This window comes from Agrobacterium sp. fls2-241-TYG-188a (assembly GCF_030209845.1).
The window spans coordinates 423,872-442,698 of the sequence record NZ_JARVRD010000001.1; the positions used below are offsets into that span (position 1 = coordinate 423,872).

Consider the following 18,827-nt stretch of genomic DNA (forward strand, 5'->3'; position numbering starts at 1 on the left):
GTCAAAAATGAATGGTGTTCAATAAAGAAAATATCTCATTAATGCTTTGCTCTCATTATTAAGGTTTGGCTTATATGAGTGATGCGGTTAAAACCTCTGCCTGGCAGGGCAAAGCAGCATATCTCTTGCAAAATTCAGGCTTGAGACTATTTCACGGTTGAATGCTCTTCAGCCTTATATAAAGTCCCCTGCCATGGAGACTCACGTGAAGACCACAGACACTGAAGGGCGGGTTGCCCGTCGCCAGCGCCGAAATCGAGACGCCCTGTTGAAGGCGGGTCATGAGGTGATATCGGAAAAAGGTATCGACGCCGCGACCATGCTGGAAATTTCCGAGCGTGCGGACGTCGCTTCAGGCACAATCTACAACTATTTCAAATCGAAAGAAGAACTGGCAATCGCGGTTCTCGAGCTCGTCATGGAACAGCTCGCGCGGCGGATTGAAGAGGTTACAAACGGCTTTTCCGATCCGGCTCAGGTCTATGCCTATGGTATGCGGACTGTACTGGAAACCGCGACAGGCGATATGAGATGGCGCCAATTGCTGCATCGCTCCGAGGTTATCGCGAACGCCACATTCCAGCGAATGGGTCCTTTCGCGATCCGCGACCTGCGAAATGCAACGGCTGCGGGGCGTTTCTCCAACCCCGACCCTGAGCTTACCTGGCGGATGTCCTGTTTCAGCATCGTCGGTGTCTCTCTCGCCATCACGAAGGGCCATCTTCCACCGAAAGCGATAGATGAGGCGCTGGTGCGGCTTCTGTGCATGGCTGGCATGAGTGAAGCCGATTCCCGCGAACTGGCAAGCCGTCCATCCCCTCCGCTCGCACCGGAGGCCGAGGCAGAGCGCAAGCACGCAGCACGGATTTGATACGACCGTGTTGCGGCTGCATGCGCAGCCAATGGCCAAGAGCGCAGTAAAGAGTTCCGCCTGTATCGAGCAAACCGGGAACCGCCCGGGTGCTCAGTCGTTTGCTCTTTGATACAGAGGAGATGACAATGTCCATTATCAATCCCCAGCCCGGCAACCCTGCTGAAACACCGCGTGGCCCGACCGGCACCCCAGGCATCCCAGATCGCGTACAGGAAAAGCCACCTGTTCCGCCGATTAATGACCCCGGCGATACGAAGAACCCTAATGATCCTACCCTCAACCCGGCGCTTCTGCCCATTGGCGATCCGGCCGGTGCGGCCTGACAGGCCGAGACCACGGCGAATAAAGGACCGCTAAGTGCTCGATCGGAACCCTTTTCGTCACAACTCGTTTGAAGGCGAAAGGGAGAGACGCATGGGGTCCGACAAGTTTGAATTGCTCGCAAGGGCTGGCTATGGCGCGCGTGGGATTGTTTTCATTCTCATTGCGGGCCTTGCTCTTTTTTCCGGTTTGGGTGGCGGGAGCACAGATTCGAAATCTGCTCTCGATGCGATCCTCAACCAGCCGTTTGGACAGATATGGCTGGTGCTGGTTGGGCTCGGGCTCGCGGGGTTCGTTTTCTGGCGTCTTGCCCAATCGATTGGTAATGCAGACAATCAGAAACCTGACGCCAAGGGTTACATTATCAGGGCGGCTCTTTTTGGAAGCGCCGTGACCTATGCGGGTCTGGCCCTATATGCAGTATCACACGCTCTCGGTTATAGCACAGGGCAGGGCAGCGGCGGCGGAGAGGCCAGCCTTGCGGCTTGGGCAATGTCTCAGCCTTTCGGACGGTACCTCGCCGGCGCGATCGGTCTTGGCTTCGTTGTGGGCGGTGCTGTTACGGCTTTCAAAGGTGTAACGCGCCGCTTCGAGAAATATCTCAATGTTGGCCAGAGCCACGCCCTGACGCTCGTCTGCGTGTACGGTCTGGTTTCACGCGGCGTCGTGTTTGCGATTGTCGGCGTTTTCTTCTGCTACGCTGCATTCACCGTAAATCCAGATCAGGCAGGTAGTATGAGCGACGCTTTGACGTGGGTCCGCGGCCTTCCCATGGGCGGAGTTCTCTATCTTATTGTCGCAATCGGACTCGCTGCTTTTGGCGTGTATAATTTCGTTGAGGCCCGCTACCGACAGGTACAAACTCCCGACTTGAACAGCATACGTGCCGAGTTGCCAAAGGTGCGTGGCTAATCCAGCCACGGATTGGGCTAACCAGGGGAGGGGCGTGTGGCCATGGATGGGTCTTTCGACAGGCGGAAGTTCTTGATCGGCATCGCTCGAGGTGCGGGCGGCGCTCTTCTGTTCGCGCTGCCAATGCTGATGACGATGGAAATGTGGGAGCTGGGCGTCTACATGTCGAGAAGCCGACTTCTCCTGCTCCTCACCCTCAATATACCGCTTTTGATATTGCTTGCGCATAAGGTCGGCTTCGAGAAGACCTCTACCTGGCGCGATGCCGTGCGCGACGCGGCCATCGCCTATGCGCTCGGGATCGTTTCCAGCGCGCTCATCTTGGCGGGTATGGGCGTGTTGCGTTATGATCAATCCCTACATGAAATCGCGGGAATGGTCGCTCTGCAAGCGGTGCCGGCAAGCATCGGCGCCATGCTCGGCAGAAGCCAGTTGGGCGGTCAAAGCCAGGACGATGATAGTGAAAATGAAGATCAGGATCCTGTTCAGAAAAGCGAGAGCAGCTACTTTTCCGAATTGTTCTTGATGGCGGTCGGCGCTTTGTTTCTCGGTCTCAACGTGGCGCCCACGGAAGAAATGCTGCTTGTGTCCGTCAAGATGACACCATGGCACGGCATTTTTATCATACTGGCGTCATTGGCTGTGATGCACGGATTTGTCTACGCGCTGTCGTTTCGCGGAAGCCACGACCTCGCGCAGGGGACGCCGGGCTGGCACGCCCTGGTGCGTTTCACGCTTCCGGGTTATGTCATTGCTGCCTTGATCAGCGCCTATTGTCTGTGGACCTTCCACCGCATCGATGACCTCGGAGTGACCCAGGCGCTGATGGCAGTCGTCATCCTGGGCTTTCCCGGTGCCGTGGGCGCTGCCGCCGCGCGTCTCATATTATGAGGACATCATGACCAAAAACGCTGACGGCAAGAATATCGAAGCGAAGCATCCCCATTGGATAGAATGGCTGACAGGGATGATTTCGGCCATTCTTGTCGTTGTTCTCATCGGAATAATCGCCAAGGATGCCTTCACGGACAAGGATCTCGTACCGGATCTCTCTGCAGCCGTAACAGGAATGGAACAGCGCAGCGGCGGCTATCAAATCGCATTTGACATCACCAACAAGGCAAGCGTCACCGCTTCACAGGTCAGGGTTTTAGGCGAACTGAAAGAGGGTGATGAGGTCGTGGAAACTGCAGAAACCGTTCTGGATTATGTCCCCGGGCGTTCCCATGCCAAGGGCGGAATGGTCTTCAGGTCCGACATTTCAGGCAAGACCGTTGCCTTACGTGTGTCAGCTTTCAACGAGCCATAGGCAGTCAGTCCTTCAAAGAAATAGAACACCTTCCGCAACATCGCCTGGACTTGTGAGTTCTTCTTGTGAACCTACAAAGGAGAGAAGAATGGAAGACGACAAGACGATGAGCGTTCGCGCGCGGTTTTCTACACGTGAAGCTGTTGAACTTGCGGTGGAGCATCTCGTTCAACAGCACGACATCCCTCGAGCCGACGTTTTCATCCAGTCTGCGAACGCGTTGAACACCGCCGGTACGCAGGCGGCGGGCGGCGATGTTTCTCAAGGGTTGGAAGCGCGTGACGATGCCGCTCTGGAGGGCGATATCGAGGTGTCGGTCGACGTGAGTGAGCGCCAACTGGCTGACGTCGAGAAAGCGCTTACCGATGCTGGAGCTTCGGATATTTCAAAGCACTGACCAGCATTGAGCCTACTCAAAACGGTGCTGCCAGCAGCACCGTTTTTGCTTCATCAAATCACGATCTGGGGATTGGGTTCTTAAAAGATCGCAATTCCCTACTCAAATGGGTTAAGAGCTTCAAAGCACAATAATTGGGAATAATGCGGGATGCGCGTTAAGTATTTTGTTTTCGGTCTGCTCTTATCTGTTGCACTACCCGCCTATTCTCAGGAGGCCGCGCCTCCACCTAAGCTGGAGCCCGTGCCAAGTCAGGCGCAAGCGGCCAATCTCAGCGCGCAGTTTCTGGAACGATACGCCTACAAGCCGGTGGCGCTGGATGACGCGCTGTCAGCCACTGTCATGAACAAATTCATTAAATCGCTGGATCCCGACCGCATGTTGTTCATGCAGGCCGACATCGACAATTTCATGAAAGACAGCACCAATATTGATGATGCGATTGCCAGCGAAGACCTGGAAATCCCGTTCGACATTTTCAACGTCTACACAAAGCGAGTCGTGGAGCGCATGAGCTATGCGCGAAGCCTCCTGAAAGAGAATTTCGACTTCACCGTGGATGAGGATTACCCGATCACGCGGGAAGACGCGCCATGGGCCCAGACCGAGCAGCAAAGCCATGAGCTTTGGCGCAAGCGCGTGAAGAATGACTGGCTGCGTCTGAAACTCGCCGGTCAGGCCGATGCATCCATCCGCGAGACATTGGACAAGCGGTACAAAAACATTCTGGACCGCGTCTATCCTTACAAGAGCGATGACGTCTTCCAGTCTTTCATGGCCGCCTACACGACGGCGGTGGATCCGCATACGGATTATTTCGGCGTATCGGCATCGGCTGAATTCGATATTTCGATGAAGCTTTCGCTCGTCGGGATCGGTGCCGTGCTGCAGGAACGCGATGGTTATACGACCATTCGCGAACTGGTCGGCGGTGGCCCGGCACAACTCTCCGGCAAGCTCGCCGTGGGCGACCGCATCATCGGTGTCGGTCAGGGGGAAGATGGCGCCATCAAGGAAGTCGTTGGAACGCGACTGGACGAAGTGGTGCAATTGATCCGTGGTGCGACGGGTTCCGTCGTTCGTCTCGACATCCTGCCTGCCGACGCTGGCGACAGCGCCGGTCACCGCGTCATCAGCCTCGTCCGCGACAAGGTCAGCCTCGAAAAGCAGGCTGCGAAAAAGACCGTCGTGCCTGTGACGGAAGGCGATGTTACTCGCAAGATTGGCGTCATCACGTTGCCAACCTTCTACGAGGATTTCGACGCGCGACGTAAGGGCGACAAGGATTACCGAAGCGCCAGCCGCGATGTTTCCAAACTCCTTGGCGAACTCAAGCAGGACAAGGTTGATGGTGTCCTGATCGACCTGCGCGACAATGGCGGTGGATCGCTCTCCGAAGCGATCGAGTTGACCGGTCTGTTTATCGGGAAAGGCCCTGTTGTCCAGCAACGCGACGCTCAAGGCACGATCAAGGTGGAAAGCGACGATCTGTCGGCGCCCGTGTGGAAGGGTCCGGTTGGAGTGCTCATCAATCGGGGCTCGGCATCTGCCTCGGAAATCTTCGCGGCGGCAATTCAGGACTATGGTCGCGGTGTTGTCCTGGGCGAACCGAGCTTCGGCAAGGGCACCGTCCAGACAGTTGTCGATCTTGATCGCGCGGCAGGAAACAACAAACCGGAACTCGGGCAGCTGAAGCTGACGATCGCGCAGTTTTTCCGGGTTGATGGCGGCACGACACAGCTGCGTGGCGTAACGCCGGATATCAGCCTGCCAGGTTTTTCCGACCCCAAGGCACTTGGTGAATCAAGCTACGACAACGCCTTGCCATGGACACAGATCAAGCCTGCGAAATTCGTCCATGATGGCCACATAGCCGAGTTTCTGCCGCAGCTTAGAAGTCTGCATGAGGCGCGTACCAAAAATGATCGCGACTTCCAGCGCTTCGTCGAAGATGTTGCAGACCTGAAGGCACAGCGGGAGAAGCGGACAATCTCTCTCAATGAAGCCAAGCGTCGAAGCGAGATGGAGGCCACTGCGGCACGTTTGAAAGCCCGTCAGCAAGATGGCGCGGGAGCTGTGCCGGAGCAGGATGATGGGTTGCAGGCCAACGAACGCAGCATCAGCGCCAACCTCGCCATCGAAAACGCCCGGAAAAACGCAAAGGACGTTCTGCAGACCGAGTCGGCAGCTGTTGTGGCCGACGTTGCCACGATGAAAAACATGAAGGCGGACGCAAAAGGCCAGCAGACAAAATCCGATGGCCAGAACTAGCTCCATGCTACGCTCGGCAAGTGCGTTGACGCCATCTTACCTGTAATGTGAACCGGGAGTGCCTGAATGCGTTTCAGGCACTGACTTTCTGCCTACAGGATGTGAGATGACCCAGATCGACGCCCCGCAACGTTTTGTCCTGCTTGATGGCGTCAGGGGCATCGCTGCGGTGGCCATCGTCCACCGCCACGCCGAAGCGTTTTTCGGTCGGCCGGAGGCGTCGAGCTATCTGGCGGTCGATCTTTTCTTCGCACTTAGCGGTTTCGTGCTTGCTCACGCCTATGGCGAAAAACTTGCCGGGCGCAGTGTCACGCCCTTCGCCTTCATGAAGGCGCGATTTCTGCGGCTTTATCCGCTCTATGCTATCGCGCTGCTATCTATGGCGCTGTTTTTCGCAACACTCTATTATCTGGACCTGCCGACGCCCATCGATGATCTGCACCGCAAGATCAGCCTCGCAGAGCTGGCTTTCGCACTATTGACGGGCGTTATGTTCCTGCCTGCTCCTTTCACGTTGACGCTGAATGGCGCCTTGTTCCTCATCAGTCCGGCTTGGTCTCTCTTTAACGAACTGGTGGTCAATCTTGCCTATGCGATCAAGGGCGCGCGTGCCGGTACGAAAGGCATCGCAGTTGTTTTGGGGGCCAGCGCTGTCGTTTTGATCTTTGCCGCATTTCACTCGGGCAAGCTTCATCTCGGATTTCGCTGGCACGAGATGTATGCGGGAATGGGACGGGTGTTTTCTCGTTTTTTGCCGGTGTCCTGATCTACCGCTACAGACGGGTGGCGATGGAGGTACGACCACTCCTCGCCACGCTTTGCCTTATCATTGTCGCTTGCGTGCTTTCCGTCCCCATCGAAGACGACATTCGGCCCTACTATGATCTGCTCTTCGTTCTTCTGGGCTGGCCACTCCTGCTTTCCATCTGCTGCGCAATTGCGCCGGGGCCATGGGTCGCCAGACTATCGGATTTTCTGGGAACGGCATCCTATGCCGTTTACGTGCTTCATATTCCGCTTCTCGCCTGGACCGTTTTCCTCTTTCCCGCACTCACAGAGCCAGAATTTGCGATCTATGCCGGTTCGGTCTTTATCGTTGTCACTGTTCTGCTCTCCTGGAGTCTCACGGTCTATTTTGATCAGCCTGTTCAAAAGCGGCTGAAGCGCTGGCTGAAGGCTGGAGCAAGTGGCGACAAAGCCAAGGCCTCCAGCCTTCCTGAAGGCGCATAAGAGATCGCGACTATGTTTCCGGATTGATCCAGCCATTTGGTGGACCAAAGCCAGCCATCTCGTCGCCCGGTCCCCATGTGCCGGGTGCGTAAGTAGCGGGAGCAGACTTGTTGTCCAGAACGGGCTCTACGATGCGCCAGGCAATTTCGCTTGCATCCTGGCGCGTGAAGAGTTGGGTATTGCCGTTCATTGCGTCGCTGATCAGGCGCTCATAGGGCTCCATATCTCCCTGATCGTCATCGACGGCGCAAAGTTCGATCTTTTCACCCGTCATGGCATCGCCAGCCGCTTTGCGCCGTGCTCCGATTGCGACGGAAACTTCTGGCGCGATGCGAAAGCGGATATAGTTGGCGTCCTGCGGCGCAATGTCATCGAACACGTTGAGCGGCGGCGGTTTCAGGCGGACGACCACTTCCGTTGCATGAACCGGAAGGTTCTTTCCCGCGCGGATGAAGAACGGTACATCCTTCCAGCGCCATGTATCGACGTAAAATCGCACCGCAGCAAATGTTTCCACCGATGATTCTGGCGCTACGCCCGGCTCTGAGAGATAGCCCTCGAATTGCCCCCGGACCACGTCCTCGTCCTTCAATGTGCGGACAGCTTTGAGGACCTGAACCTTTTCATCGATAAGGTCGTCTGCGGAGCGTCCCGAGGGCGGCTCCATCGCCAGCAGCAACAGGATGTTCAGGAGGTGGTTCTGGATGACGTCGCGAATGCATCCGACTTCGTCGTAGAAGCGTCCGCGGCCCTGAACACCAAAGTCTTCCGCCATGGTTATCTGGACACTCTCGACATGGTCGCGGTTCCAGATGGGTTCGAGAAACGAGTTTGCGAAGCGGAAATACAGCAGGTTCTGGATCGCCTCCTTGCCGAGATAATGGTCGATCCGGAATATCGACTTCTCCTCAAAGACGATGTGCAACACCCGGTTCAGCCAGCGGGCGGATTGCAAATCGCGGCCGAATGGCTTTTCCACCATCAGCCGCGCGCCCGCAGCACCGCCGGATTGCTCAAGACCCTGGATGACGGGCTCGAACATGCTGGGCGGAATGGCGAGATAGTAGAGAGGATGCCTGCCATCGCCGATGGCTTCCTTCAATTTGTCGAAGGTCGACTGATCCCGGTAATCGCCGCTCACATAGCGCAAAAGGGATGCCAGCCTGGCGAACACCGCCTCATCGACGGTGCCAACCGCCCGGCTAATGCCTTCCCTTGCACGCGCGGTGAGTTTTTCGATATCCCAGTCGTCGAATGCGATACCGATTATCGGCTCATTCAACATGCCTCTCTGCACCAGCGCGTAGAGCGCCGGAAATATCTTCTTGTAAGCGAGATCGCCTGTGGCTCCAAAAAGGACCAGCGTATCCGATCGTATTTCGGTCATGGTAACAGCCCTCGCTCTCTACTTGTCGGAAACCGGCTTTTCATGGTGGCCGCCAAAGGCAAACCGCATGGCTGAGAGCATCTTGTCCGCATAGAGGGACTCACCCTGCGACGTGAAGCGCTGAAACAGAGCGGAAGACAGGACCGGTGTCGGGACGCCCGTGTCTATCGCGGCCTTGAGCGTCCATCGGCCTTCTCCGGAGTCCGAAACCCTGCCGCCATATGCGGAAAGCTCAGGGTCTTGCCTCAGCGCATCCGCCGTCAGGTCCAGCAGCCAGGAACTGATGACACTGCCATGGCGCCACACCTCTGACACAGCCGCCATGTCGATATCGAACTGGTAATATTGCGGTGTCTGTAACGGGCTGGTTTCCGCATCGACATCCCGCGACTTTTTGCCGGCATTGGCAGCTTTCAGGATGTTCATGCCCTCGGCATAGGCCGCCATCATGCCATACTCGATACCATTATGAACCATTTTGACGAAATGCCCGGCACCGGTTGGCCCGCAATGTAGATATCCGAGTTGCGCGGTTCGCAATCCTTCGTTTGTGGCATCGGCGCTCGTTGATGCTCCTGGCGCCAGCGTGGCGAAAATCGGATCGAGATGGCGCACGGCCGCCTCTGACCCTCCGATCATGAGGCAGTAGCCCCGCTCCGCACCCCAGACGCCCCCACTGGTGCCGACATCGACATATTCGATGCCGAGCGCCCGCAACTCTTCCGCCTTGTCGACATCGTCGTGGTAAAAGGAGTTGCCGCCATCAATGATGATGTCGCCCGGCGCCATCAGGGCTGCGACTTTGTCAACATTGGCGCCGGTGATGGCTGCTGGCAACATCAGCCAGGCACAGGCTGGCTTTTGAAGTTTGGAAACGAAATCGTCAATCGAGCTAGCACCCGTTGCGCCTTCCGATACCAGGGCCGCGACGCTTGCCGGATTGATATCGTAAACCACGCATTCGTGGCCGCCTTTCAGCAGGCGACGAACCATATTGGCGCCCATTCGGCCCAGTCCCATCATTCCGATCTGCATGTGATCATCCTTTGCGTCGTGACTTTGCGGTGAGAGCGTGCGTCTAGGCGAGGTGGGATGTGGTGTAGAGCACGCTGGATTTGCTTTAACCGGATATCCTTGTGGTGGTTCCGGTATGACTGAAATGTCGCGGTCCAAGCTCGTCGGCAATTGCGACATATCGATGTTTTTACGCTCGGACAGGAGACTCACATCGACGTGAAACCTGTCCCCCTTGGAACATTTGTTGGTGCAAGGGGCTTTCCCCATGACGACGTCGCAACTGCGCACATGTCGAGGAGCTTTCCCTTGAACGATCAAACCACCACCACGGCCGAAAAGGCTGTTCCACCTGCCCGCGATCCTCACCTGAGAGAGCTGGCCAATTGTATTCGCTTCCTGTCGATGGATGCTGTCGAACAGGCAAAGAGTGGGCACCCCGGTATGCCCATGGGCATGGCTGATATCGCCACGGTGCTATTCTCCGAATTCCTGACCTTCGATCCCCAGGATCCTTACTGGTTTGATCGGGATCGTTTTCTGATTTCGAATGGGCATGGCTCGATGCTGCTATACAGCCTGTTGTACCTCACCGGTTACGAAGACATGACGCTGGACGAAATCAGGAACTTTCGGCAGATCGAAAGCCGCACAGCCGGGCATCCCGAATATCACCATGCGACAGGAATCGAAACGACGACTGGCCCGCTTGGGCAGGGACTGGCCAATTCCGTCGGCTTCGCTTTCGCCGAAAGAATCATGAATGCGTCCTACGGTGATGAGCTGGTGGACCACTTCACTTACGTTTTTCTGGGTGACGGTTGCCTCATGGAAGGGATCAGCCAGGAGGCGATCTCGTTTGCCGGGCATCGCAAGCTGGGAAGGCTGATTGCCTTCTTTGACAACAACTCCATTTCCATTGACGGCGCGACGAGCCTTGCCGAGTCAGATGATCAAACCGCGCGTTTTCGTGCATCCAACTGGCATGTCATCGAAATCGATGGCCATGACACGGATGCGATCCGGGATGCCATCATCGAAGCGCAGAAGGTGACCGACAAGCCAACGTTGATTTCGTGTCGCACGATCATCGGTTTCGGTTTTCCGACAAGGGCCGGAACGCAGAAAGCGCACAGCGATGCGCCGGGCGCGCAGGAAATTGAAGGTGCCCGTCGATTGCTCGATTGGCCATACCCACCCTTCGAAATCCCGCAGGAGCTTCTTGATGCGTGGCGGGAAATTGGCAAGCGCGGTCAGGAAAAAAGAATGGCTTGGCTGAAGCGTGTGGAAGAGAGCACCGGCGCGAAAGCGAAAGCTTCAAGCGTAGAATGGACGGAGAGTTGCCTGAAGGCTGGCGCGAGGCTATTACCAGCGCGAAAGAAGAACTCTCGAAAAGCGAGAAAGACCTTGCGACGCGTCAGTCGAGCGGCATCGTTCTCAATCACCTCTATGATGCCATTCCGGAGTTGCTTGGCGGATCAGCTGATCTGACGCCATCAAACAACACGAAAGCCAAGAACCAGATCGAGATTGCGGCTGGAGAGTTTTCGGGGTCCTACGTTCATTACGGCGTCCGCGAGCATGGCATGGCTGCCATCATGAATGGAATTGCCTTGCATGGTGGGTTGATACCCTATGGCGGCACCTTCCTGACATTCTCGGACTATTGCCGTCCCGCGATCCGGTTGGCCGCCATGATGGAAATCCGCACGATCTTTGTGATGACGCATGATTCCATCGGGCTTGGTGAAGATGGACCCACGCACCAGCCGATCGAGCATCTGAGCGCGCTCCGTGCCATACCGCAACTCGCGGTCTACAGGCCCGGCGACTCTATCGAAACTGCGGAATGCTGGGAGTCTATCCTCGATACACCGAGACAGGCTGCCCTCATCGCCTTGTCTCGCCAGCCGATGCCGCAGCTGAGGCGCGGCACAGATAGCGAGAATCTCTCTGCCAAAGGCGGTTATGTCCTTCTGGAAGCGGAGGGCGGAGAGCGGGAGATGACGATCTTCGCCGCGGGATCAGAGTTGCAGCTTGCGGTAGAAGCCCGCGACACCTTGCAGGCGGACGGCATACCGACGGCGGTAGTGTCGATGCCGTGCAGGATGCTGTTTGAGAAGCAGGATATGGCCTATCAAAACGCTGTGGTTGGCAAAACGCGGGCGCGTGTCGCCGTAGAGGCGGGGGTTCGTGACTCCTGGGATCGATATCTCGGTCTCGATGGCAAGTTTGTCGGGATGCATCGGTTCGGCGCGTCCGGCAAAATTGACGACGTCTACAAGAAATTCGGGATAACGACCGAGGCGGTCATCTCGGCCGCGCGTGAATCCATTCTTGCCGCAAAAAGCTCTGAAACTCTATAAATCGGCAGGTCGCAGGATCTCCACGAGATGATCCTGCGACTTTTTTCATAAAAAATGAACGGAAATACAACCTTCCCACGAAGAATATAAGAATTAATAATTGCTACATTATTCAGCCGAGGATATATATATTTGCGGATTCGCTGTTTCTATATCTTGATACAGAAATATATAATTTAGTTGTATTGAATGTGGCTTTTCTGATTCGAGTAGTTTTCTTAAATCAATTGAGTCGAAAAGCTTAGGGAAAATCTGGTATGACTGTCGAAGTGCCAGTCGAAGAGTTGGCGCAGCTTGATGAGCAAGTTGTCAAAATTCATACAGCCTCTGATATTTGTCAGCTGGTAGAGGCGTTAACCGGAGCAATCAGGTGGCTCGGTTTTGATGACCTTGCCATTGCCGTCAACAAACGGAATCCATATGATTCGACATTGACGCCCGATATCTGCAGCAGACCGGAGCCGTTCATCGGCATATATCAGAAGCGGAGGCTCTTCGAGAACGATCAATATCTCAAGCGATGCCTGTCCAGCGGCACGCCCAAATGGGCGACGGTAGATGTGAACCATCCTGAGCCCTTTGTTCGTGAGTTAAGCCATTTTCTTCTGTCGCATAATATCCATTCGGCAGTACATGTTCCTCTGCCAGCAAAGAAAGGCTGCTCCAGCAGCATGATTGCAACGGCGTCCCGAACAGACGTTCAACGCACTGATATCCTTAATAAGTTGGCAATTCTGGCTCGTGCCTCCATGATGAAGCTGGAGCTTTTGCGGTCCGTACCCTGCGAACTTGCCGACAAGGAAGAAAGACTTGATCTTCTGACGGCGCAGCAGATTGAAATATTGAAATGGGCGGGTGAGGGAAAGTCCAACTCGACGATCGCTGTCATCATGGGGCTCAGCAAGGCTGGCGTCGACTATCATTTCCGGGCAATTATTTCGAAGCTTGGCGTTGCCAGCAGAACGCAGGCCGTTGCGATCATTGCGCGTCAGAATGATGCCGCGCTGAGGGCCAAGAACGCTTGATTGGCGAAGGCACAGCTCTTCGCTAGTTTTACCTTAAAATCAGTGTGTTGAAAACTGATTAACTGGTTAGTTCACCATCGCATCTTTTCGAATAAATTTGAATTAAATGCTGCACAGGCTTTAGCGGACCCAGATGGCCAAGGGTTCACTCCGCGGACATGTGTGCTTTCGGCATCCAATGAATGGGTGCGGCCTCGCAGATGCAATATGGAATGACGCCCTGAAACAGGGCGCGTAAGATACGGAAATCGCAGAATGCTTCTCGACAATCTTGCCATAAGAACCAAGATTCTTGCTGTCGTTGTTCCCCTGTGCCTGGCAGGTCTCGCCTCGACATCTTACGTCTCGAAGCAGATGAAGGATGTTGGACACGTTTACTCCAACTTCATCGAAGTTGATACGACGGCGTCGGTCGATATGGCCCGCGCGAGTCGAAGCCTCTCTTCCACCGCTTATGCCGCCTATCAGATCATGGCCTATGAGGTTGGCACAGACGGTTTTGAAGCGGCCACCAAGCTTTACGACAGTTCGAAAAAAGCCTTACGCCGTCGCCTCGCTGAAGCTGCTGGAAAAATTCCTTCGGAGGCAGCTTTCGTCAGTGCCGTATCGAACGAAGCTGAAGAAATAATCGCCATTACGGAAAAAGCAGTCGAATTTGGTAGCAAGGATGACAACAAGAGCGCCCTTGCACAGCTCGCCCTCGCAGATGCCAAAATCGTTCCGCTGGGAGATAAGCTTGTGGCGTTTAACGAACGTCGTGCAGCTCTGTTGGCGGCAGAGAACAAAAAGCTTGGCGACCAAGTGAATGCGACAATTCTGTTCACACTGACGACGGTCGGTATCGTTTTTTTACTCGGAATCATCGTCGCGCTTTTCGTGGTTGCCAAAGGGGTAACGACGCCCATTGCAAGTTTGCTGAACAGAATGGCTTCGCTGGCATCAGGCGAGACAGAGGCGCCAATCGATGGCGTGGAACGCAGGGATGAGATCGGGCGAATGGCTGCTGCTGTGCAGGTGTTCCGTGAAAATGCGCAGGAGCGTCAGCGTCTTGAGCGTGAAACGGAGGACAATCGCAGCATGAGCGAAAAAGAACGTGCCGCGCGTGAGGCTCAAGCTGCGAAAGACGCCTCGGACGTGAAATTCGCCGTCGACAATCTCGCCGAAGGCCTTGCAAAACTGTCAGAGGGCGATGTTTCCTATCGCATTCAACAGCCCTTTGTCGCTGGACTGGACACCGTAAGACAGGATTTCAACAATTCGGCTGAAAAACTGCAGGTCGCTCTCGGCCAGGTCTCTGAGAACGCCCGCGCGATTGATGCTGGTGCAAACGAAATCCGCTCTGCGGCCGATGATCTCGCCAAGAGGACGGAACAGCAGGCTGCTGCCGTTGAGCAGACCGCTGCGGCATTGGAAGAAATAACGACGACGGTGCGCGACTCGACAAAGCGGGCACATGAAGCGGGGGACCTTGTCTCGCGTGCCAAATCCGGTGCCGAAAAATCCGGTGAGGTCGTCCGTCGGGCAGTGATGGCGATGGAGAAGATCGAAAGGTCATCGGCAGAGATTGCCAATATAATCGGCGTTATCGATGAAATCGCATTCCAGACCAACCTGCTGGCATTGAACGCAGGCGTTGAAGCAGCGCGTGCGGGTGAAGCAGGAAAGGGCTTTGCGGTCGTGGCCCAGGAAGTGCGCGAGCTCGCGCAGAGATCGGCAAAGGCTGCAAAAGAAATCAAAGCGCTGATCACAACCTCCAGTGAACAGGTTCAGGAAGGTGTTGAGCTCGTCGGTGAAACGGGCGAGGCCCTGGAAATGATCGTCAGCGAGGTCCAGGAAATAAATCGTCACGTGTCGGCCATCGTTGAAGCCGCCCAGGAACAATCTTCAGGCCTTCAGCAGATCAATACGGCTGTCAATCAGATGGACCAGGATACGCAGAAGAATGCGGCGATGGTCGAGGAGTCGACAGCGGCCAGCCACACATTGGCCGGCGAAGTAGCTGCACTCAATCATCTTCTGGCGCAATTCAAACTGTCGGAACAGAAAGCCGTAGCAAGCTCGGCAAAACCAGCCGCACCGTCGCCCGCCCGCGCCTTGGGTCGCAAGTTGGCAACGGCCTTCTCAGGAAATGCAGCACTCAAGGCAGACTGGGAAGAGTTCTGATTGCCGAGGGGTGATCGGGTGAGGGTTTAAAGTTTCCGTCTGGTTTCGACCGGACGGGGCAGCTCGGCGGGACCTGTGGGGGCAGGTCTCGTCGAGTTTGCCATTTCAGCATTCGGAATATGCCCAGGAATGTTATTCCTGATAGGTCAGGGTGAGGTCTGAAACCTCCGGCTGAGGAAGCGTGAACCAAGAAGGCCGAAACGCCAGGGATAATCGGCAGCCTTCGATATGCCGATACGCGGACCGGTGACCACAGAAAAGCCTGTCATCCCTGATCTCAGAAATGCGGTTTCTCCCGACAAGGATGTGCCATCCGCCTCACTCGTTATTCCCATGGCCTGCGTTAGCTTGCCCGGACCGGAGCAGAGATTTGTGAGGTTATCACTGTTTCGGCGCATCTTCATCAAGTCCAGGCCCATCGTCGGCTCGATCGCTCGTATTAAGACCGCCGATCCCGGTGTGCAGACCACGTTCGCGCACCAGTGCAGCCCATAGGAGCGGTAGACATAGAGATGACCGGCTGGGCCGAACATGGTCCTGTTGCGCGTGGTCGGGCCGTTGAAGCTGTGCGAGGCAGGATCGTCCGATCGGTAAGCCTCCGTTTCAACGATTATGCCGCCCGTGTTGTTAAAAACAAACTCGCAGCCGATCAGCGCTTCGGCAACGGTCACGGCATCTCGGGAATAAAAGCTGTCTGGAAGGATCATCGGGAACGGGCTTTTTACTGGAACCACGCTCGGTGTGCGCTGTTCTCATTTCAAGATGTGTACTGATTGCGCCAGAAACGCAATGTCCAATAGGAAGGGAATGAAGCATGGGGTCTGCAAAGGTAGCGCTGGTTACGGGTGCCGGGTCAGGAATAGGAAGGGCTACAGCCCTGGCGCTGGCGAAAGATGGATTTGCCATCGGCGCCGTTGGCAGAACGAAAGATGAGCTTGATAAGGTCGTGGCAGAGATCAAGGCCGCAGGCTTTGAAGCATCCACCCTGGTAGCAGATGTTTCACGAGAAGATGAGATCGGCAATGCAATCTCACAACTGGTAGAGCTCTATGGTGGCCTCAACGTGGTTGTCGCCAATGCAGGAGTAAACGGTGTCTGGGCGCCAATTGAAGATCTGAAGCCTGACGAATGGGACCAGACCATCAACATCAATCTGCGTGGCACATATCTGACCATCCATAAATCGGTGCCCCACATGAAAGCCTCAGGCGGTGCAATCGTCATTGTTTCATCCATCAACGGAACACGAACCTTCACCTCTCCCGGCGCAACTGCCTATTCGGTAACGAAGGCCGGGCAACTGGCAATGGCACAACAGCTGGCGCTCGAACTGGCGCGCTACGCCATCCGGGTCAACGCCGTTTGTCCCGGCGCGATCGATACCGAAATAGATGACAACACGCGTATCCGGTCGAAAAAGGAAACGGCTATCCCCGTAAAGTGGCCCGAAGGGACGATCCCTCTTTCTGACGGTCGTCCGGGAACGAGCGAGGATGTTGCTGATCTGATTGCGTTTCTCGCAAGCGACAAATCCCGGCACATTACCGGCACGCCCGTGTGGATCGACGGAGGGCAGGGGCTGCTCGTCTGATCACTCACTTTGTTGTGTATCTATGATTAACGAGGCTTTAACGTAAATTCACGACCCTTATCCCTCAAGAGTTGCCGTTTTGCGGTCAACTTCTCCATGTAGGGCTTCGCTTACGGTGGCGGGTAAGGCGTTTTGATGAGCAGTGTGAAAAATTTGCGGGCAGGACCTGAGGGACTGCGGGGTTTGATCCATGGTTCGGTAAAGGCAGCAAGTGTTGCGGCAATCTGTGCCGTGCTCGCGGCGTGCACCTCGATGGGCTTCGACAGCGCCGATCGTGCTCCCCCAAAGCTGTCATCCAAAATTGCTGCATCCATGTCAGCGAAGGGAATGAAGCCTGAAAGCCCGGTTCTGGTCCGCATTTTCAAACAGGAAAGCGAACTCGAGGTCTGGAAAGTGGACAAGTCAGGGCACTACGCCCTGTTCAAGACCTATCCCATGTGCAGATGGTCGGGAAAGCTGGGCCCCAAGACGAAAAGCGGCGACCGTCAGGCACCGGAAGGCTTTTACCATGTCTCTGCTGGAATGCTGAACCCGAATTCACAATATTATGTTTCCTTCAATCTCGGCTATCCCAATCGGCTGGAATCGGCCCTCGGCTACACGGGCGAGGCACTTATGGTGCATGGTGCCTGCTCGTCTTCTGGCTGTTATGCCATGACGGACCAGCAGGTTGGCGAAATCTACGCCATTGTCGACAGGGCACTGAAGGGCGGACAGAACCAGTTTCAGGTTCAGGCCTATCCGTTCCGTATGACCGCGCGCAACATGGCAGCATACAAGAGCGATCCGAACCTTGGCTTCTGGAAGACCCTCAAGGAAGGCTATGACTATTTCGAGCTGACAAGGCGCCAGCCCAAGGTGTCCGTTTGCGGTAAGCGCTATGTGTTCAACACGGAATTTGCCGGCGGAGAGCCATCCGATCCGCTGGCAAGCTGCCCGCCAGCGGTCAGCCAGCCGGAGCCGGAAGTCGCCGCGAAGCTTAACGCCGAACAGCAGAAGCTCGCAGCAGCACTCGGTGGCGGAACTTCCAGCGCGGTCAATGCTTATGTCGACGGCGGAATGCATCCAAGTTTTCGTGCCATCCTGAAAAATGATGGTCCAAAAAGCATGGCAGCGAAGGTTTCCGGCACGAAATACCCCATCAGCCGCCCGGAAGCGGCACTCGCGGACCCGTTTGCGGGCTCGAGATGATCTATTTGACGAGGACAATATTTGAAAATGCTTGATTCGACCCGTCGGTCTTTCCTTTTGGGTTCGGGAGGCCTGGCTTTGTCGGCGCTTGCCGGATGTAACACCACGCAGCGCGAGGTGGTGCAGAGTGCAAGACCCGTAGCCGATCCTTTCTATGCTGAAATCTACGGTCCAAAACCGGACGAGATGTTTCCGCTTCCTGCCATTCCCTACGAAAAGATCGATCGCCGCTTCTACCGGCAGATGGTGGACAATCCGACTGGCGAGCGTCCCGGCACCATTGTTGTCGATACCGCCAATCACTTCCTCTATCTGACCTATGAGGGCAATCAGGCCATGCGCTATGGTGTGGGCCTGGGCCGTGCCGGATTCGAATGGGCGGGCAGGGGCGTCATTCAATACAAGCGGCAGTGGCCACGCTGGACGCCGCCTGATGAGATGATTGCCCGCCAGCCGGAGCTTCAACCCTACAGTGCTGCCAATGGCGGCATGGCGCCTGGGCTGATGAACCCGCTTGGTGCCCGCGCTCTTTATATCTTCAAGGATGGTCGCGATACGATCTACCGGCTGCACGGATCGCCGGAATGGTGGACGATCGGAAAATCGGTATCGTCCGGCTGTGTGAGACTGATGAACCAGGACATCATCGACCTCTATAATCGTGTGCCCGATGGCACACCGATCGTCGTCATGTCCGGTGCCGCTGCGGCTCCGCAAATGGTCATGGCGCCAGACGCCTCCGTGGGCCCGGGCCCGGATTATTATTAGGATCTGAC

At 55.8% G+C, this 18,827-nt stretch carries 17 protein-coding genes and 1 pseudogene; 15 read left to right on the top strand and 3 right to left on the bottom strand.

All coding sequences use genetic code 11. The features are described from left to right. The first annotated feature begins 205 nt into the window (after window positions 1-205). The 9 genes from QRN85_RS01800 (at window position 206) to QRN85_RS01840 (ending at window position 7,314) form a co-directional block, all read left to right on the top strand. The gene (locus QRN85_RS01800) at window positions 206-871 is read left to right on the top strand and encodes a TetR/AcrR family transcriptional regulator (protein ID WP_284757036.1); all 666 of its coding nucleotides are present in this window, start codon (window positions 206-208) and stop codon (window positions 869-871) included. Window positions 872-999: 128 nt separating this feature from the next. Then, window positions 1,000-1,197 (top strand): hypothetical protein, encoded by a 198-nt coding sequence (locus QRN85_RS01805; RefSeq protein ID WP_062588269.1) that lies wholly within the window; start codon window positions 1,000-1,002, stop codon window positions 1,195-1,197. Between the two features lie 91 nt (window positions 1,198-1,288). Beyond that, window positions 1,289-2,107, top strand: coding sequence for a DUF1206 domain-containing protein (locus QRN85_RS01810; protein WP_284757037.1), 819 nt, complete (start codon window positions 1,289-1,291; stop codon window positions 2,105-2,107). 42 nt (window positions 2,108-2,149) lie between these two features. Further along, on the top strand, window positions 2,150-2,998 hold the full coding sequence (locus QRN85_RS01815; RefSeq protein WP_284757038.1) for a TIGR02587 family membrane protein: 849 nt from the start codon (window positions 2,150-2,152) through the stop codon (window positions 2,996-2,998). Window positions 2,999-3,005: 7 nt separating this feature from the next. Further along, window positions 3,006-3,416: a TIGR02588 family protein gene (locus tag QRN85_RS01820; protein ID WP_284757039.1), complete on the top strand. Its 411-nt coding sequence runs from the start codon at window positions 3,006-3,008 to the stop codon at window positions 3,414-3,416. Between the two features lie 88 nt (window positions 3,417-3,504). Continuing rightward, window positions 3,505-3,813 carry a hypothetical protein gene (locus QRN85_RS01825; protein WP_284757040.1) on the top strand — a complete coding sequence of 103 codons (309 nt, stop codon included), beginning with the start codon at window positions 3,505-3,507 and terminating at the stop codon, window positions 3,811-3,813. Between the two features lie 150 nt (window positions 3,814-3,963). Next, the gene (locus QRN85_RS01830) at window positions 3,964-6,084 is read left to right on the top strand and encodes a carboxy terminal-processing peptidase (protein ID WP_284757041.1); all 2,121 of its coding nucleotides are present in this window, start codon (window positions 3,964-3,966) and stop codon (window positions 6,082-6,084) included. A gap of 106 nt (window positions 6,085-6,190) precedes the next feature. Then, window positions 6,191-6,850: an acyltransferase family protein gene (locus QRN85_RS01835; protein WP_284757042.1), complete on the top strand. Its 660-nt coding sequence runs from the start codon at window positions 6,191-6,193 to the stop codon at window positions 6,848-6,850. A gap of 23 nt (window positions 6,851-6,873) precedes the next feature. Next, complete coding sequence (locus QRN85_RS01840) at window positions 6,874-7,314, top strand: acyltransferase family protein (protein ID WP_284757043.1); 441 nt, start codon at window positions 6,874-6,876, stop codon at window positions 7,312-7,314. Window positions 7,315-7,324: 10 nt separating this feature from the next. Here QRN85_RS01840 and zwf read toward each other — a convergent pair whose 3' ends face one another. Next, entirely contained in the window at window positions 7,325-8,701 is a 1,377-nt protein-coding gene (gene zwf, locus QRN85_RS01845; protein ID WP_284757044.1) for a glucose-6-phosphate dehydrogenase, read from the bottom strand. 18 nt (window positions 8,702-8,719) lie between these two features. Next, window positions 8,720-9,736 carry a phosphogluconate dehydrogenase (NAD(+)-dependent, decarboxylating) gene (gene gnd, locus QRN85_RS01850; protein ID WP_284757045.1) on the bottom strand — a complete coding sequence of 339 codons (1,017 nt, stop codon included), beginning with the start codon at window positions 9,734-9,736 and terminating at the stop codon, window positions 8,720-8,722. A 384-nt stretch (window positions 9,737-10,120) separates the two neighbouring features. On the opposite strand from gnd, the pseudogene tkt reads away from it, so the two are divergent. The 3 genes and pseudogenes from tkt to QRN85_RS01865 all read left to right on the top strand — a co-directional run bounded on the left by tkt (window position 10,121) and on the right by QRN85_RS01865 (window position 15,269). After that, window positions 10,121-12,081: pseudogene (tkt, locus tag QRN85_RS01855) on the top strand (transketolase). Window positions 12,082-12,338: 257 nt separating this feature from the next. Further along, the gene (locus tag QRN85_RS01860) at window positions 12,339-13,106 is read left to right on the top strand and encodes a helix-turn-helix domain-containing protein (RefSeq protein WP_284757046.1); all 768 of its coding nucleotides are present in this window, start codon (window positions 12,339-12,341) and stop codon (window positions 13,104-13,106) included. Window positions 13,107-13,361: 255 nt separating this feature from the next. Continuing rightward, entirely contained in the window at window positions 13,362-15,269 is a 1,908-nt protein-coding gene (locus tag QRN85_RS01865) for a methyl-accepting chemotaxis protein (protein ID WP_284757047.1), read from the top strand. A 146-nt stretch (window positions 15,270-15,415) separates the two neighbouring features. On the opposite strand, the gene QRN85_RS01870 is transcribed toward QRN85_RS01865, so the two are convergent. Next, window positions 15,416-15,976, bottom strand: a complete 561-nt coding sequence (locus QRN85_RS01870; RefSeq protein WP_284757242.1) for a DNA-3-methyladenine glycosylase — start codon at window positions 15,974-15,976, stop codon at window positions 15,416-15,418. A 107-nt stretch (window positions 15,977-16,083) separates the two neighbouring features. Between QRN85_RS01870 and QRN85_RS01875 the strand changes: the two genes are divergently transcribed. The 3 genes from QRN85_RS01875 to QRN85_RS01885 all read left to right on the top strand — a co-directional run bounded on the left by QRN85_RS01875 (window position 16,084) and on the right by QRN85_RS01885 (window position 18,819). Then, on the top strand, window positions 16,084-16,860 hold the full coding sequence (locus tag QRN85_RS01875; protein WP_284757048.1) for an SDR family oxidoreductase: 777 nt from the start codon (window positions 16,084-16,086) through the stop codon (window positions 16,858-16,860). 135 nt (window positions 16,861-16,995) lie between these two features. Next, window positions 16,996-18,051, top strand: coding sequence for a L,D-transpeptidase family protein (locus QRN85_RS01880; RefSeq protein WP_284757049.1), 1,056 nt, complete (start codon window positions 16,996-16,998; stop codon window positions 18,049-18,051). 27 nt (window positions 18,052-18,078) lie between these two features. Next, window positions 18,079-18,819 carry a L,D-transpeptidase gene (locus QRN85_RS01885; RefSeq protein ID WP_113097908.1) on the top strand — a complete coding sequence of 247 codons (741 nt, stop codon included), beginning with the start codon at window positions 18,079-18,081 and terminating at the stop codon, window positions 18,817-18,819. Window positions 18,820-18,827 lie beyond the last annotated feature (8 nt).